General features: G+C 63.7%; 10 protein-coding genes. 6 read left to right on the top strand and 4 right to left on the bottom strand.

Going from position 1 to position 13,501, the window contains the following annotated elements; translation table 11 throughout:
- Window positions 1-74 precede the first annotated feature (74 nt).
- Window positions 75-1,568: an aldehyde dehydrogenase family protein gene (locus GGR38_RS14985; RefSeq protein WP_183626938.1), complete on the top strand. Its 1,494-nt coding sequence runs from the start codon at window positions 75-77 to the stop codon at window positions 1,566-1,568.
- A 4-nt stretch (window positions 1,569-1,572) separates the two neighbouring features.
- Here GGR38_RS14985 and GGR38_RS14990 read toward each other — a convergent pair whose 3' ends face one another.
- The 4 genes from GGR38_RS14990 to paaG all read right to left on the bottom strand — a co-directional run bounded on the left by GGR38_RS14990 (window position 1,573) and on the right by paaG (window position 7,785).
- Window positions 1,573-2,403: an HpcH/HpaI aldolase/citrate lyase family protein gene (locus GGR38_RS14990; protein WP_183626940.1), complete on the bottom strand. Its 831-nt coding sequence runs from the start codon at window positions 2,401-2,403 to the stop codon at window positions 1,573-1,575.
- Window positions 2,404-2,487: 84 nt separating this feature from the next.
- Window positions 2,488-5,373, bottom strand: coding sequence for a TonB-dependent receptor domain-containing protein (locus tag GGR38_RS14995; protein ID WP_246404723.1), 2,886 nt, complete (start codon window positions 5,371-5,373; stop codon window positions 2,488-2,490).
- 207 nt (window positions 5,374-5,580) lie between these two features.
- A complete protein-coding gene (locus GGR38_RS15000; RefSeq protein WP_343059116.1) occupies window positions 5,581-6,906 on the bottom strand; it encodes an MFS transporter in 1,326 nt (441 codons plus the stop codon).
- Window positions 6,907-6,990: 84 nt separating this feature from the next.
- Entirely contained in the window at window positions 6,991-7,785 is a 795-nt protein-coding gene (gene paaG / locus GGR38_RS15005; RefSeq protein ID WP_183626944.1) for a 2-(1,2-epoxy-1,2-dihydrophenyl)acetyl-CoA isomerase PaaG, read from the bottom strand.
- 350 nt (window positions 7,786-8,135) lie between these two features.
- Here paaG and GGR38_RS15010 point away from each other — a divergent pair, with 350 nt between their 5' ends.
- The 5 genes from GGR38_RS15010 to GGR38_RS15030 are packed head-to-tail and all read left to right on the top strand — an operon-like array spanning window position 8,136 to window position 13,500.
- Window positions 8,136-9,305 carry an acyl-CoA dehydrogenase family protein gene (locus GGR38_RS15010; protein ID WP_183626946.1) on the top strand — a complete coding sequence of 390 codons (1,170 nt, stop codon included), beginning with the start codon at window positions 8,136-8,138 and terminating at the stop codon, window positions 9,303-9,305.
- A gap of 13 nt (window positions 9,306-9,318) precedes the next feature.
- On the top strand, window positions 9,319-10,446 hold the full coding sequence (locus GGR38_RS15015; RefSeq protein ID WP_183626948.1) for an acyl-CoA dehydrogenase family protein: 1,128 nt from the start codon (window positions 9,319-9,321) through the stop codon (window positions 10,444-10,446).
- Between the two features lie 3 nt (window positions 10,447-10,449).
- Window positions 10,450-11,478: an NADP-dependent oxidoreductase gene (locus tag GGR38_RS15020; protein ID WP_183626950.1), complete on the top strand. Its 1,029-nt coding sequence runs from the start codon at window positions 10,450-10,452 to the stop codon at window positions 11,476-11,478.
- Window positions 11,471-12,679: a CoA transferase gene (locus GGR38_RS15025; RefSeq protein ID WP_183626952.1), complete on the top strand. Its 1,209-nt coding sequence runs from the start codon at window positions 11,471-11,473 to the stop codon at window positions 12,677-12,679. Before GGR38_RS15020 ends, GGR38_RS15025 begins: the two co-directional genes overlap by 8 nt.
- On the top strand, window positions 12,676-13,500 hold the full coding sequence (locus GGR38_RS15030; protein ID WP_183626954.1) for an HTD2 family dehydratase: 825 nt from the start codon (window positions 12,676-12,678) through the stop codon (window positions 13,498-13,500). The genes GGR38_RS15025 and GGR38_RS15030 overlap by 4 nt, the downstream gene beginning before the upstream one ends.
- The last annotated feature ends 1 nt before the right edge of the window (window position 13,501 follow it).

Below are 13,501 nucleotides of genomic sequence, written 5' to 3' on the forward strand. Positions count from 1 at the left end.
TACCACGTTTTATTATTGACCTCATGTGCAGAAATGTGCCTATGATCCGCAAAAGATCCAAGAGGATGCCAGACATGACCGACTATAGCAGCATCAGCGCTTTCCGCCCCGCGTGGCTGGGCGATGGACGCAAAAAACTGCTGATCAATGGCGAGGCGGTAGACGCGCTTTCGGGCGAGACGTTCAACAGCATCAGCGCCTCTACCGGCGAGTTGGTGGCGCAATTGGCGCTGGCCGGAGGGGACGATGTGGACCGCGCGGTCAAAGCCGCCAGAGCCGCCTTTGAAGGTCCATGGAGCCGCTTCAAACCGGCCGAAAGGCAGACGGTGATCCTCAAGCTGGCCGAACTGGTCGATGCCGAATGCGATGATCTGGCCATGCTCGATACGCTGGAGATGGGCCGCCCGATCACCGCATCGCGCGGGCTGCGCGGGATGTTGAAACGTTCGCTGCACCATTTCGCGGGGGCGGCCACGGCGATCTATGGCCAGACTATGGGCAATTCCTTCCCGGTCGACCTGCTCTCCTATACGTTGCGCGAACCCATCGGCGTGGTGGGCGCGATCATCCCGTGGAACGGGCCGCTTTTCAGCGCGGCTTGGAAGATCGGGCCGGTGCTGGCCACGGGCTGCACCATCGTGCTGAAGCCTGCCGAGGATGCGGGCCTGTCCGCCCTGCGCTTTGCCGAACTCTGCCATGAGGCGGGCGTACCGCCGGGCGTGGTCAATGTGGTGACGGGCGCGGGGGCCACCGGGGCCGCGCTTTCGGCCCATCCCGATGTGGACAAGGTGGCCTTTACCGGATCAGGCCCCACCGGCGCACGGATCGTCGAAGCTTCGGCGCGGACGTTCAAAAAGGTGACGATGGAACTGGGCGGCAAATCGCCCAATATCATCTTTGCCGACGCCAATCTGGACGCGGCCATCCCTGCCTCGGCCATGGGCGTGTTCAACAACAGCGGACAGGTCTGCGCGGCGGGCACGCGCATCTATGTCGAGCGCCCGGTCTATGAGGAATTCGTCGGCCGCTTTGCCGCCTTCGCCGATGGGCTGAAGGTCGGCCTCAGCCTCGATCCGGCCACGCAGATCGGCCCCATCGTGTCGGGCAAGCAATTCGATCGCGTCTCCGATTATCTTGCGTTGGGCGCGCAGCAGGGCGCAAGGCTGATTACCGGCGGCGGGCGCGTGACGGCGGGCGGGCTGGACAAGGGCTATTGGGTGGCCCCCACGGTTTTTGCCGATGTGCGCGACGATATGCGGATTGCCTGCGAGGAAATCTTCGGCCCCGTCGCCTCGATCATGCCCTTTGACACGTTTGACGAGGTGATAGCGCGGGCCAATGCCACCCGTTTCGGCCTTGCGGGCGGGGTGTGGACCAAGGACATCGACAAGGCCATGTCGGCGGTCAAACGCATCCGCGCCGGGTCGGTCTGGGTCAATCACTATTTCGCCATGGACCCGGCGGTGCCTTTTGGCGGCTATAAAATGAGCGGATTTGGCCGCGAGGGCGGCCATGAGCATATTGACGCCTATCTGCAAACCAAGGGCGTCTGGATCAAGACGAACTGATCCATTACTGGCGGGCCAGAGCCTTTCTGGCCCGCTCCGCCACGGGCAGGTCGATCATCCGGCCGTCGAGCGACACCACCGACAGGCCCTGCGCCCGCGCCTCCTCCCAAGCGGCCCAGATGCGCTCTGCCTCCTCGCGTGCGGCGGGGGACAGGCCGAAAACTTCATTGGCCACCGCCACCTGCTTGGGGTGGATACAGATCGCGCCATTGACGCCATAAGCCGCCGCCTCGCCCGCGATGGCGCGATAGGCTTCTTCTTCGCGGAAACGCGCGATGGAAAAAGGCAGCGCCAGCGCCATCAGCCCCCGCCCCGCCGCCGCCAAAGCCAATTGCCGCGCAGGCAGGTCGAGCACGGCGGGGGACGGCTCCACCCCCATAGCAAGGCTGAAATCCTCGGTGCCCAGCGCCAGACCGGCCACACAGGGCACATCCGCAATCGCCTGCGCCCGCGCCACGCCCAATGGGCTTTCAATCAACGCGATCAGCGGTAAGGCCGCCCCGCGCAATTCGGCCACCATCGCCGCGATCACGCACAGGTCATGCGGGCATTCCACTTTTGGCACCATGATCGCATCGGCCCCCGCGCTCACCGCCGCGCGCAGATCCTCGACCGCCATCATCCACGCACCGTTGATCCGAACCGTCGCCGCCACGCCCTGCGCCCGGACATCCGCCACCACCCCGGCCAGAGCAGCTCGCGCCGTAGGTTTCGCGCCGGGGGCCACCGCATCCTCAAGGTCGAGGATCACCGCATCGACCCCCGCCCGCGCCGCCTTGGCGCAGCGCCCCGCATTGTCGGCAGGGGCAAACAGCATCGAACGCCAGCGCAGCATCTTTCACCCTTCTTTTAAAAAAATGGCCGCGCCATCGGGAGATGAGCGCGGCCAGCCTGTGCCCCCCGGTAAGGGGCAGGTTCGTCAGAACTTGAAGCGGACACCCGCCGTAAAGGCGCGGCCGATCATGTCATAGGTCGAGATATTGGTGGCCAGATTGACGCCCGGCGTGATGCCCGGAATGATCGGCGGATCGGTGTCGAACAGATTGTTGACCGTGCCGAACACTTCGAAATAGCCGCCATTGCCATGAGGAATGCGCGCCCGCACCGAAAGGTCGGTATAGACATAGGCGGGCACCGAACCACCGACAAAGTTCGACAGATTAGGCGCCGAAGCATTGAGGAAGCGGTTCATCGAGCCGATATATTGTTCGGCAATATTGATGCCGATCGGCCCGATCGTGTAATCGACCGAGAGCGACCCGCGCCAGCGCGGATAGGACACAGGGTTCGAACCCACCACGTTGGCCCCGGCATAATGCACCACCGGCTGTCCGGCATAGAGCTGGGTGTCGAACTGGCCCAGATAGTTGGCATAGAGGCGGATGCCCAGCGCGCCCTTGCCGACCTGACGGCGATAGCTGGCGTCAATATCGACGCCCTGCGTTTTCAGGAACGAGATGTTCGATTCCGTGATCCGCACCATCGAGGGGAACGAGGACGATGTGGGCCGCGAAATCAGCGCGCATTCAGGTGCCGTGCCGGCCGTGCCGCAGATATTGAGGATCTGCTGTGCCGTCAGCGCGTCGATGGCGCCGGTCATGTCGATCTTGTAAAAATCGACCGACATGCTGAAGCCCGGCAGGAAGCTGGGCGTGAACACGCCGCCGATGGTCAGCGTCTTGGCCACTTCGGGCTTCAGCTTGGGGTTGCCGCCCGATACGGTCGACGCGTTCTGGTTCAGCCCCGTGACCGGGTCCAGCACGATGCCGATGCCGCTGGTGTCGCCGCGATAGAGTTCATAGAGGTTGGGCGCGCGAATATCGCGCGAATAGGTGGCGCGCAGCAGGAAGTCGCTGACCGGCTTCCAGGTGCCGCCCGCTTTCCACGTCGTCACCGTGCCCGAGGTCGAATAATCGGTCACGCGCACCGCGCCGTTCAGGCTGAGCTGTTGCGCCAGCGGGGCGTCTTTCAACAGCGGCACCGCGATTTCGCCAAAGGCTTCCTTGACATCCATCGAACCATTGGCCGTGCCGACATTGGTCAGCCAGTAATAGAGCGAGGCCGATTGCACCCCGCGCAAGCCTGCGAAATAGGCCGCCTTCTTGGCCGCCGTGTCCAGATTGGCCGGGTCGGCATTGCTGGTCAGGCCCATCGACTGTTTGCGATATTCACCGCCCACGACGATATCGACCGGGCCTGCGGGCAGGCTGAAGGGGCTGCCGCTGATGCTGGCGGTGAACGAGTCATGCTTGAAGCGTGCGCGATATTGCGATGTGCCCGTGGCATAGGCATAGCCCGCCGGACTGGTGGTGGCCGGATTGCCCGCGAACAGGTTGATCGGTTGGCACCCGGCATATTGCGCGGCCACCGTCGGATCGGTCAGCACGCGGCAGGTTGGCGTGCCGCCCACCGATACGACATCGACCGCGGCAAAGAACTTCTTCCAGTCCCACAGGCCCGACTGGGCCATGTTATGGGTCGATTCCGAATGGGTGTAATCGGCCTTGACCTTCCACCCGCCAATCTTGCCCTCGATGCCCGAGGTCGATTGGATGAAATCGGTGGTTTCGCGCACATTGGTCCGATTGTCGGAATAATAGGCCGCAATGCCCACCGAACCATTGGTCGCCACCGTCGAGGCCAGCGAGGCGGGGATATAGGGATTGCCCGCGAAGATCGTCGCGGTCGGGCTGCCCTGAACCAGCGTGTTGGCCATCGCGTCATAGCCGATTTCGGTGCGCGAATAGATCATCTGCGTATAAGCGCTGAAATTGTCGCTGAAATCAAAGCTGAGGCGGCCGAAGTTCTGATAGGTCTTGGAGGGGGCAATCGCGGTGGTATGCGCCGGGATCGTATAGCCGTCGCCACCGATCTGGATGCCCGCGCTGCCCGTGGCAGTGCCGGTGTTGAAGGCCGAGACGGTGCCATCGGCATTCAGCTTGGTGCCAAGAGCGGCGGCGCCATTATACAGCTTGCCATAGGTCGAGGCCGAAGAGATCAGCACATTGCTGGACAGCTTATACGGGTTGAGCGAGCCGCCCGGCGAGCAGGCGGTGGCATCAGACGTGGTATTGACGCAGCCCGGCGTCGATCCGACCCAGGCATAGCCATTCTGGCCCGCCTTGCGTGCATCGCGATACATGCCGCCATTGTTGTAATATTCGGCCGAGAGCAGCAGATGACCACGGTCGCCCGCGAACTTGGTGCCAAAGGCCAGACCGATGCGCTGGTTGTTATTGTCGCCGCGCTGCGATGTGCCCGCCTGAAGATTGCCCTTCAGACCCACGAACTTCTTGTCGAGCACGAAGTTGACCACGCCCGCCACCGCGTCCGAGCCCCATGCCGCCGAAGCGCCGCCCGTCACCACGTCCACGCGCTGAACCAGCAGGTTGGGGATGACGTTGGTGTCGATGGTGCCGATATATTCGGTGGGCGCCACGCGCACCCCGTCAACCATGATCAACGTGCGCAGCGGCCCCTTGGGGTTGGCCGTGGGCGTGCCCAGACCGCGCAGGTTCAGGATGTTGCCATGGATCGGAATGGCCGAAAAATTGTTCGCCGACTTGCCCGGCCCCAGCGAGTTCTGGAAATTGGGCAGCTTGTTGAGCGCATCGGGAATATTGGTCGGCGTCGACTTGGCCAGTTCTTCGGCCGAGGCGACGGTTACCGGCGTCGGCGCGGTATAGCCATCGCGCACGATGCGCGTGGCGGTGACGATGATGTCGGCGGCTTTGGGTTCATCGGCGGCGCTGGCGGCCCCCGGAAACGCGGCGGCCAGCGCCGTCCCTGCCAACAATACGGACATGGTATGAATTCGCATCCCAACCTCCCATAAAAGCCCGCGAAGTCCAACGCCTCGCTTTTTGCCCTATGTTGCAGAATTTGTAGGCCGGAGAATTTTGCCAGTCAATGCAAATTTGCATCCCTATGCATAATCATCAAGGCTGACGGATAAATATCACAACCCGCGCCAGCCCCATGAAATCGGGAGATTTTTACGCCACCTCCCGGTTTACTCCGCCCGCGCGGCCAGCAAACGGCGCACACCCGCGCAGCCATGGGCAAAAAATCCCGCCGCGAGAATCAGCCCTGCCACCACCAGAGCCACCATCGAAAGCCCGACTTTGGCCGGATCGCCCAATACTTTATCGGTCACAAAGCCGACAAGGAACGTGCCCAGCGCCATGCCGATCAGGCCGGTCATCAGCACAAAGATCGCCGTGACCCGCCCGCGCAGCGCCGTTGGCGTGACCAATTGCACCGAGGCAGGCCCCATCGAGGAGGTCGAATGGATGCAGGTCATATAAAGGCCGAACAGCACGACCGTGGCATAGGGATTGCTGACCAGATAGGCCGCGACCGCCAGCGGCCCGGCCAGCACCAGCGTGATCAGGCACCAGCGCAGATGCGCATCGCGATAGCCGGCATTATACAGCCGATCCACCACCCAGCCATGCACCGGCAGGCTGAGCGCGGCCAGCAATTGCGCCATGCCCATCGCCAGCCCGATCTGGCCCGGTTTCCAACCATGGACGCGGGTCAGGAAGGTCGGGCTCCAGATTTGCAGCGCGATGGTGACGGTATAGACAAAGCCGATGCCGAAGATGATGCCGCTGAAACAGCGCGGATAAGTCATAATGAAGCGCCACGCCTCGCGATAACCTTCGAGCGCGGAGACGGCGGCCTGTTGGCGGCGACGCGGTTCGGGGAACAAGAAGACGAGGAAGGCGAAGGCCATGCCCGGAATGCCGGTGATGACGAAGGCCTGCTGCCAGGGAGCGAAATGGCCCATCATCGGCCAATGGGAAATGCCGCCCTCCAGCACGAAGCCCACCAACGGCCCGCCCAGCAAAAAGACGATGCCCGCCCCCATCACCCCGCCCATGACGAAGACCGCCATGGCCAGCGACAGGCGCGAGGGCGGGAAACTGTCGCCGATGATCGAATAGGCGCCGGTTGTATAGCCCGCCTCGCCTGCGCCGACGAGCGCGCGCGAGGCCATCAGCATGCCAAAGGCCCCCGCAAAGCCGCAAGCCCCAGCCCCCGCGCTCCACAGCAGGATGCAGAAGAACAGCACCCAGCGGCGGCTGTAGCGATCCAGCATAAGCCCGACCGGCATGGCGCAGAGGCAGTAGAACACCGCAAAGGCCGGGCCTTGCAACAGGCTGAATTGCGTGTCGGTCAGGTGCAGGCCCTGTTTGATCGGTTCGACCATCAGCGCCATCAGATAACGGTCAGCCAGCGAGCGGATGTACAGAATAAAAAGGATCGCCACCGTCAGCCATGCCATGGGCGCGCGCGGATAGATCGGGCCTTGGGCCACATTTGCATCAGACACGAAAACTCTCCCATGTGGCCTTATTGACGGCGCAATAAATGCACCTTCGTGCAATTTTTACATCAGGTCAACGTTTAACGCAGATCAAAGGCCGCGAAACTGCGGGCGGCGTTTTTGGCGAAAGGCGCTGACTCCCTCGCGGTAATCGTGGGTATGGCCGAGGCGGCGCTGGCCATCGCGCTCAATGTCGAGCTGGGCGTCGAAATCGCGCGACCAGCTTTGCCGAATCGCGTTGCGCGCGGCCATGATCCCTTGCGTGGGCGCGGCGGCCAGCAAGGAGACCAGCGCCTCGACATGCTCGATGAAATCATCGTCGGGCGCGCATTGCCAGATCAAGCCCCATTCCTGCGCGCGGGCGGCGCTGATGCGCTCGCCCGTCATCGCCATGCCCAGCGCGCGCGGCTGGCCGATCAGACGGGGCAACAGCCAGCTGATCCCGCAATCGGGCATCAGGCCGATCTTGGCGAAGGACAGGATGAAACTGGCCGATTGCGCGGCGATCACCATATCGCCCATCAGCGCCAGCGCCGCCCCCGCCCCCGCCGCCACGCCATTGACCGCGCAGACCAGCGGCACCGGCAGCCGCGCCAGACGCCGGATCAGCGGATTATAGCGCAGCTCAATACTCTCCCCCAGATCGAGCGGCCCCTCCTGCTCCACCGGTCTTTCGCCCAGATCCTGCCCCGCGCAAAAGCCGCGCCCCGCCCCGGTCAGCAGAACCACACGAAGGTCCGCGCTGGCCTCGATCTCGTCGAGGATGTCGCTCAACCTTTGATGCATGCCCACGGTGATCGCGTTCAACTGATCCGGGCGGTTGAGAACGATGCGCGCCACGCCATCCTCAAGAGCAAACAGCACGCAGGTTTGGGAATCGCTCATGAGGGCCGCCTCTTGGAAATCGGTAGGGCGCCATCATGGTGCGCCACATCAAAATTGCACCACGGTACAGTTACGTCAATTCTATAAGCTGTCAATCGGCGGGATGCAGCCTTCACACATATCTCTTAATTTCAGATATATAATTAATTTAAGGTCTGCCTACTCCGTCCCTAAACCTTACCAAAAGCGCAGATTTCGCACCGATACATCATAAAAATTTTACCTCAATTCTGCCCCATGATGCAAAATATCGCTAGCCTAGCGCCTCCGCATCGCTTACAGATCACCATCGAAGCAGAGCCAGCCACGACTGGCCCCGAAAAGAGACTCAACAACAAAAACCGGGCGGGATGATGGAAGACCAGCAATTCAGACAGGAGGTCCGCGATTGGCTATCCGCCAACTTCCCGCCGGCGCTGACAGGCGTGAACGGGCTGATCTTTCAGGGTGACGCCCATGCCGCCGCCGCCAACGCCGATTTTCAGGTCTGGCGCAAGGCGATGGCCGACAAGGGCTGGGGCACACCGACATGGGACAAAGCCTATGGCGGAGCCGGACTTTCCGCCGCGCAGGCCAAGATCATAGCGCAGGAATTATCCGCCATCGGCGCGTTCAACCCGATCCGTTCCTATGGCACGATGATGCTTGGCCCCACGCTGCTGGAATTCGGCACGGAAGAGCAGCGACTGCAACATCTGCCCCGCATTTCCACCCATGAACTGCGCTGGTGTCAGGGCTTTTCCGAGCCGGGCGCGGGGTCCGACCTTGCCTCGCTGCAAATGAAATGCGTCGATGCGGGCGATCACTGGGTGGTGTCAGGCCAAAAGATCTGGACATCCGGCGCCGATCAGGCCGACTGGTGCTTTGCCCTTGTGCGCACCGACACCAGCGTCAAACATGGCGGCATCAGCTTCCTGTTGATCGACATGACATCGCCCGGCGTCGAGGCGCGCCCGATTGTCCTCATCAGCGGATCGACCCATTTCTGCGAAGTCTTCTTCAACGATGTGAAAGTGCCCAAGGGCAATCTGGTCGGCGCGGTCAATCAGGGCTGGAACATCGCCAAGCGCCTGCTGCAATTTGAACGCTCCAGCCTGTCGGAGGTCAAGACCGACGTCACCCCGCTGGCCCCCATCGCCCATGCGATGCTGGGCACGGATGCGGAAGGAAGGATTGCCGATGCGGATGCGCGCGCGCGCATTGTCCATAATGCAATGCGCCACGCGGCCTATCTGCAAACCGTGCGCAGGTTTAACGAGGAGGCGCGCAATGGCGGCCCCGGCAATGGCGTCTCGACGCTGAAAAACCTGTGGTCGAACATTGTCCAGCGCCGCGCCGAATTGCTGGTCGAGGTGCTGGGCGCCGATGGGCTGGGCTGGTCGGGCGATGCCTATCCGGCCGACGCGCGCGAGGCGACCCGCGCGCTGCTGCACTCAAAAGCCTTCTCGATCTATGGCGGCAGCTACGAAATCCAGAACAACATCACGGCCAAGCGCTCGCTCGGCCTGCCGGATCGCTGAAGGGAGACGCGCGATGGCCGTGTTGAACGAAGAACAGACCATGCTCAAAGACATGGTGTCGCAATGGGTCCGCGACCGGATGCCGGTGGGCGTGGCGCGCGGATTGTATGACCACAGCGGCGGCGGGCGCAAGGACGCCACCACCGGCTTTGACGCCGATGCCTATGCCGAAGTCGCCGCCATGGGCTGGAGCGGCATCCTCGTCCCCGAAGCCCATGGCGGCAGCGATTTCGGCGCTTTCAGCCTCGGCTTCGTGCTGGAGGAACTGGCGCGCGCACTCTCGCCTTTGCCCTTGCTGAGCAGCGCGATGGTTGCGGTCAGCGCCTTGCGGCTTGGCGGAAATGCTGCGCAGCAAAGTGCGTGGCTGCCTGGTCTGGCCGATGGCTCGATCATCGGCGCGCTGGCGGTGGACGAAGGCGCGCATCACCTGCCCGATATACTTGCACTGACGGCCACGCGGGCCGAAAATGGCTGGCGTCTGGATGGGATCAAGCGCCCGGTGGCCGATGGCATGGGCGCGGGCCTGTTCATCGTGGCCGCGCGCGGGGATGATGGCACGGCGCTGTTCCTTGTCCCCGCCGATGCTGCGGGGCTGACGCGCGAACCGCTCGACCAGATCGACGCGCGCCGCCCGGCCTTGTTGCGCTTCGATGGCGTGGTGCTGGGCGATGATGCCATGCTGGGCCAGGGCGATGCCCTGCTTTCCGCCATCCTCGACCGCGCCTATGTGGGGCAAGCCGCCGAATTGCTCGGCCTTGCCACGCAGGCGTTTGAAACCACGCTGGAATATCTCAAAACCCGCGTCCAGTTCGGGCAGTTGATCGGATCGTTTCAGGCGCTGCAACATCGCGCCTCGGAGATGTTCGGCGAACTGCAGCTCACCCGCTCGGCGGTGGAGGCAGCGCTGGTAGCGATTGACGCCGATGACCCGCAATTGCCCTCGCTCGCCTCGCTGGCCAAGGCGATTGCCAATGAAACCGCCCATCGCATCACCTGCGAGATGGTGCAGCTGCACGGCGGCATCGGCATGACGCATGAACATGACGCCGGGCTATACCTCAAACGGTCCCGCGTGGCCGAACAGGCCTATGGTTCCTCCTCTTTCCACCGCGAACGCTGGGCGCGCCTCAACGGATATTGAACGATGCAATCGCGAGAGATTCACCTCATCCGCCGACCCGTTGGAGCGCCGGTGGCTCAGGATTTTGCGCTCATCACGCGCGATGTGCCGCCCCCCGCCCCCGGCGAGGTGCAGGTGCGCAACCTGTTCATGGCGGTCGATCCGGCCATGCGCGGGCGGATGAGCGATGCGCCAAGCTACGTCCCACCCTTTGCGTTGAACGCGCCGATGGAGGGGCCCGCGATTGGCGAGGTGACGGCCTCGAACCATCCCGATTTCAAACCCGGCGATCTGGTCTTCTCCCGCCTTGGCTGGCGCGAAATATTCAACGCCCCCGCCGCCGCGCTGGAGCATCGTGACCGCGATGCCCTGCCGCCTTCCGCCTATCTGGGCTTTGCCGGATCGACGGGTCTGACCGCCTATGCCGGGCTGATCCGCATTGCGGGTCTGCGTGAGGACGACGTCGTTTTCGTCTCGGCGGCCTCGGGCGCGGTCGGCTCCATCGCCTGCCAGATCGCGCGAATCAAGGGCTGCAAGGTGATCGGCGCGGCGGGCGGGGCGCGCAAGAAGGCCTTCCTGCTCGACACGGTGGGCGTCGATGCGGCGATTGATTACAAGGCCGAACCCAACCTGACCAAGGCTCTCGCCCGCGAGGTCAAAGCCTTGGGGGTCAAGGGCATAGACGTCAATTTCGAGAATGTCGGCGGCGATCACTTGCAGGCCGCGCTGGCTCTGGCCAACAAGCACGCGCGTTTCGCCATCTGCGGCATGATCTCGCAATATAACGTCACCGATGCGCCGACCGTCCCCAAAAACCTGACCATGCTGATGACCAAAAGCATCCGCATGGAGGGCTTCATCGTGCTGGACCACAAGGATCTGGAACCGCAATTCATGGCCGACATGATCGCATGGCACAAGGCGGGCCTGATCCGTCAGGCCGAGACGGTGCATGAAGGCATCGAAAACGCGCTGACCGCCTTCAACGGCCTGTTCAGCGGCGACAATCTGGGCCGCACCTTGGTCAAGCTGGGGGAACCGGTCCATGTATGACCTGCTGAACGGACTGCGCGTGGTTGAGGGCGCGGCCTTTATCGCCGGCCCCTCCGCCGGGCTGCATATGGCGCAGATGGGCGCGGAGGTGATCCGTTTCGACGCCATTGGCGGCGGGCCGGACTATCGCCGCTGGCCGCTCGCCCCCGATGGCTCCAGCCTCTATTGGGAGGGGCTCAACAAGGGCAAGAAGAGCATCGCCATCGACCTTGGCCGCCCGGAGGGGCGCGAACTGGCTGTGGCGCTGGCCACCGCGCCGGGGGATCAGGGCGGCGTGTTCCTGACCAATTATCCGGTGAAGGGTTTCCTGAGTCACGAGGCGCTGAAGGCCCGGCGCGAGGATATTATCACCGTGCGCGTGATGGGCTGGGCCGATGGCTCGCCTGCGGTGGATTACACGATCAACGCCGCCGTGGGCGTACCGCAGATGACCGGGCCTGCCGATGATCCGCGCCCGGTCAACCATGTCCTGCCCGCATGGGATCTGCTGGGCGGGGCCTATGCGGCCTTTGCGGCGGCCTCGGCCTTGCTGCGGCGGCGAGCCTCGGGCGTGGGCGCGGAAATCCGCGTGCCTTTGTCCGACCTTGCCGCCAGCAGCCTCTCGCATCTGGGGCAAGTGGCCGAAGTGCTGACCGGCGGCGACCGCCCCCGGATGGGCAATGACCTGTTCGGCGCCTTTGGCCGCGATTTCGTGACTGCTGATGGCCAGCGCCTGATCGTGGTGGCCATCACCCCACGCCAGTGGACGGGTCTGCTCAAAGTGCTGGACCTGTCCGAGGCGGTGGGCGCCATTGAGGCCGCGCTGGGCGTCAGCTTCGCCCGCGACGAGGGCGCGCGTTTCACCCATCGCGCCGCGCTCTTTCCCCTGTTCGAGGCAGCCTTTGCCAAGCGCGATGCTGAAGCTCTGATACCCGCCTTTGACGCGGGCGGTGTGACATGGGGGCAATATCAAAGCCTGCATCAGGCCGTAACGCATGACCCGCGCCTGTTCACCGCCAATCCGCTGTTTCAATCGCTGACCCACCCCAGCGGACTGACCTATCCCGCCTCCGGCCCCGCCGCCACTTTGGCTGATGAAGCGCGCATGGCCCTCACCCCCGCCCCCCGCCTTGGCCAGCATACCGATGAGGTTTTGGCGCAGGTTCTGGGGCTGGATGGCGGAGCCATCGGGCGGCTGCATGATGAAGGACTGGTGGCATGAGCATTCCCGAAACTGATCTGGCCCTTTGGCGCACATGGGTCGGGCGCGAGGAAGTCCGCCACGAGGTGCTGGACGGCGAGGCGCTGCGCCGCTTTGCCGCCGCGATTGGCGAGAGCCTTGATGTCGAGGCCCATCAGCCCTCGCTGGCGCATTGGGCCTTCTTCCTGCCCATCGCAGCGACCGATCAGATCGGCCCGGATGGTCACCCCAAGCGCGGGGGCTTTATGCCGCCGATTTCCCTGCCCCGGCGCATGTTCGCAGCGGGCCGCATGGAATTTGGCTCAGCGCTGACCTTGGGCCAGCCCGCCACCCGCCGCTCGACCATTCGCGACTTGCAATACAAATCCGGGCGCAGCGGCGATCTGATCCTGCTGGAGGTCGAGCACATCATCGACCAGGCGGGCGAGGTCCGCGTCACCGAGCGGCAAACCATCGTCTATCGCGATGCGGGCGCGGCCACGCCTGCGGTGATCCCGGCCGATGTGACCCCCGCCGCCGAGGATGCGATCTGGAACCCCACCAGCGTCGATCTCTTCCGTTTTTCCGCCGTCACCTTCAACAGCCACCGCATCCATTACGACCTGCCCTATGCGCAGGGCGAGGAAGGTTATCCCGGCCTCGTCGTGCATGGGCCTTTCACCGCCACACGCCTGTTTGCCCATGCCTGCCGCCATGGCCCCCGCCCGCTGTCTTATGCCTTCCGCGCGGTGGCGCCGATGTTCTGCGGCGCGCCCATCATCCTGCGCGAGGCCGTGCCGGGGCAACTGGCCGCAATCCGCGCGGACGGGGCCGACGCGATGCTGGCCAGCGTCGAATATTGAG

Source organism: Novosphingobium sediminicola (assembly GCF_014196525.1).
GTDB classification, from domain to species: Bacteria; Pseudomonadota; Alphaproteobacteria; order Sphingomonadales; family Sphingomonadaceae; genus Novosphingobium; species Novosphingobium sediminicola.

Coding starts and splice junctions, on each gene's coding strand:
- GGR38_RS15030 (WP_183626954.1), top strand. CDS start 12,676: ATGAGCATTCCCGAAACTGATCTGGCCCTTTGGCGCACATGGGTCGGG.
- GGR38_RS14985 (WP_183626938.1), top strand. CDS start 75: ATGACCGACTATAGCAGCATCAGCGCTTTCCGCCCCGCGTGGCTGGGC.
- GGR38_RS14990 (WP_183626940.1), bottom strand. CDS start 2,403: ATGCTGCGCTGGCGTTCGATGCTGTTTGCCCCTGCCGACAATGCGGGG.
- GGR38_RS15010 (WP_183626946.1), top strand. CDS start 8,136: ATGATGGAAGACCAGCAATTCAGACAGGAGGTCCGCGATTGGCTATCC.
- GGR38_RS15020 (WP_183626950.1), top strand. CDS start 10,450: ATGCAATCGCGAGAGATTCACCTCATCCGCCGACCCGTTGGAGCGCCG.
- GGR38_RS14995 (WP_246404723.1), bottom strand. CDS start 5,373: ATGTCCGTATTGTTGGCAGGGACGGCGCTGGCCGCCGCGTTTCCGGGG.
- GGR38_RS15015 (WP_183626948.1), top strand. CDS start 9,319: ATGGCCGTGTTGAACGAAGAACAGACCATGCTCAAAGACATGGTGTCG.
- paaG (WP_183626944.1), bottom strand. CDS start 7,785: ATGAGCGATTCCCAAACCTGCGTGCTGTTTGCTCTTGAGGATGGCGTG.
- GGR38_RS15025 (WP_183626952.1), top strand. CDS start 11,471: ATGTATGACCTGCTGAACGGACTGCGCGTGGTTGAGGGCGCGGCCTTT.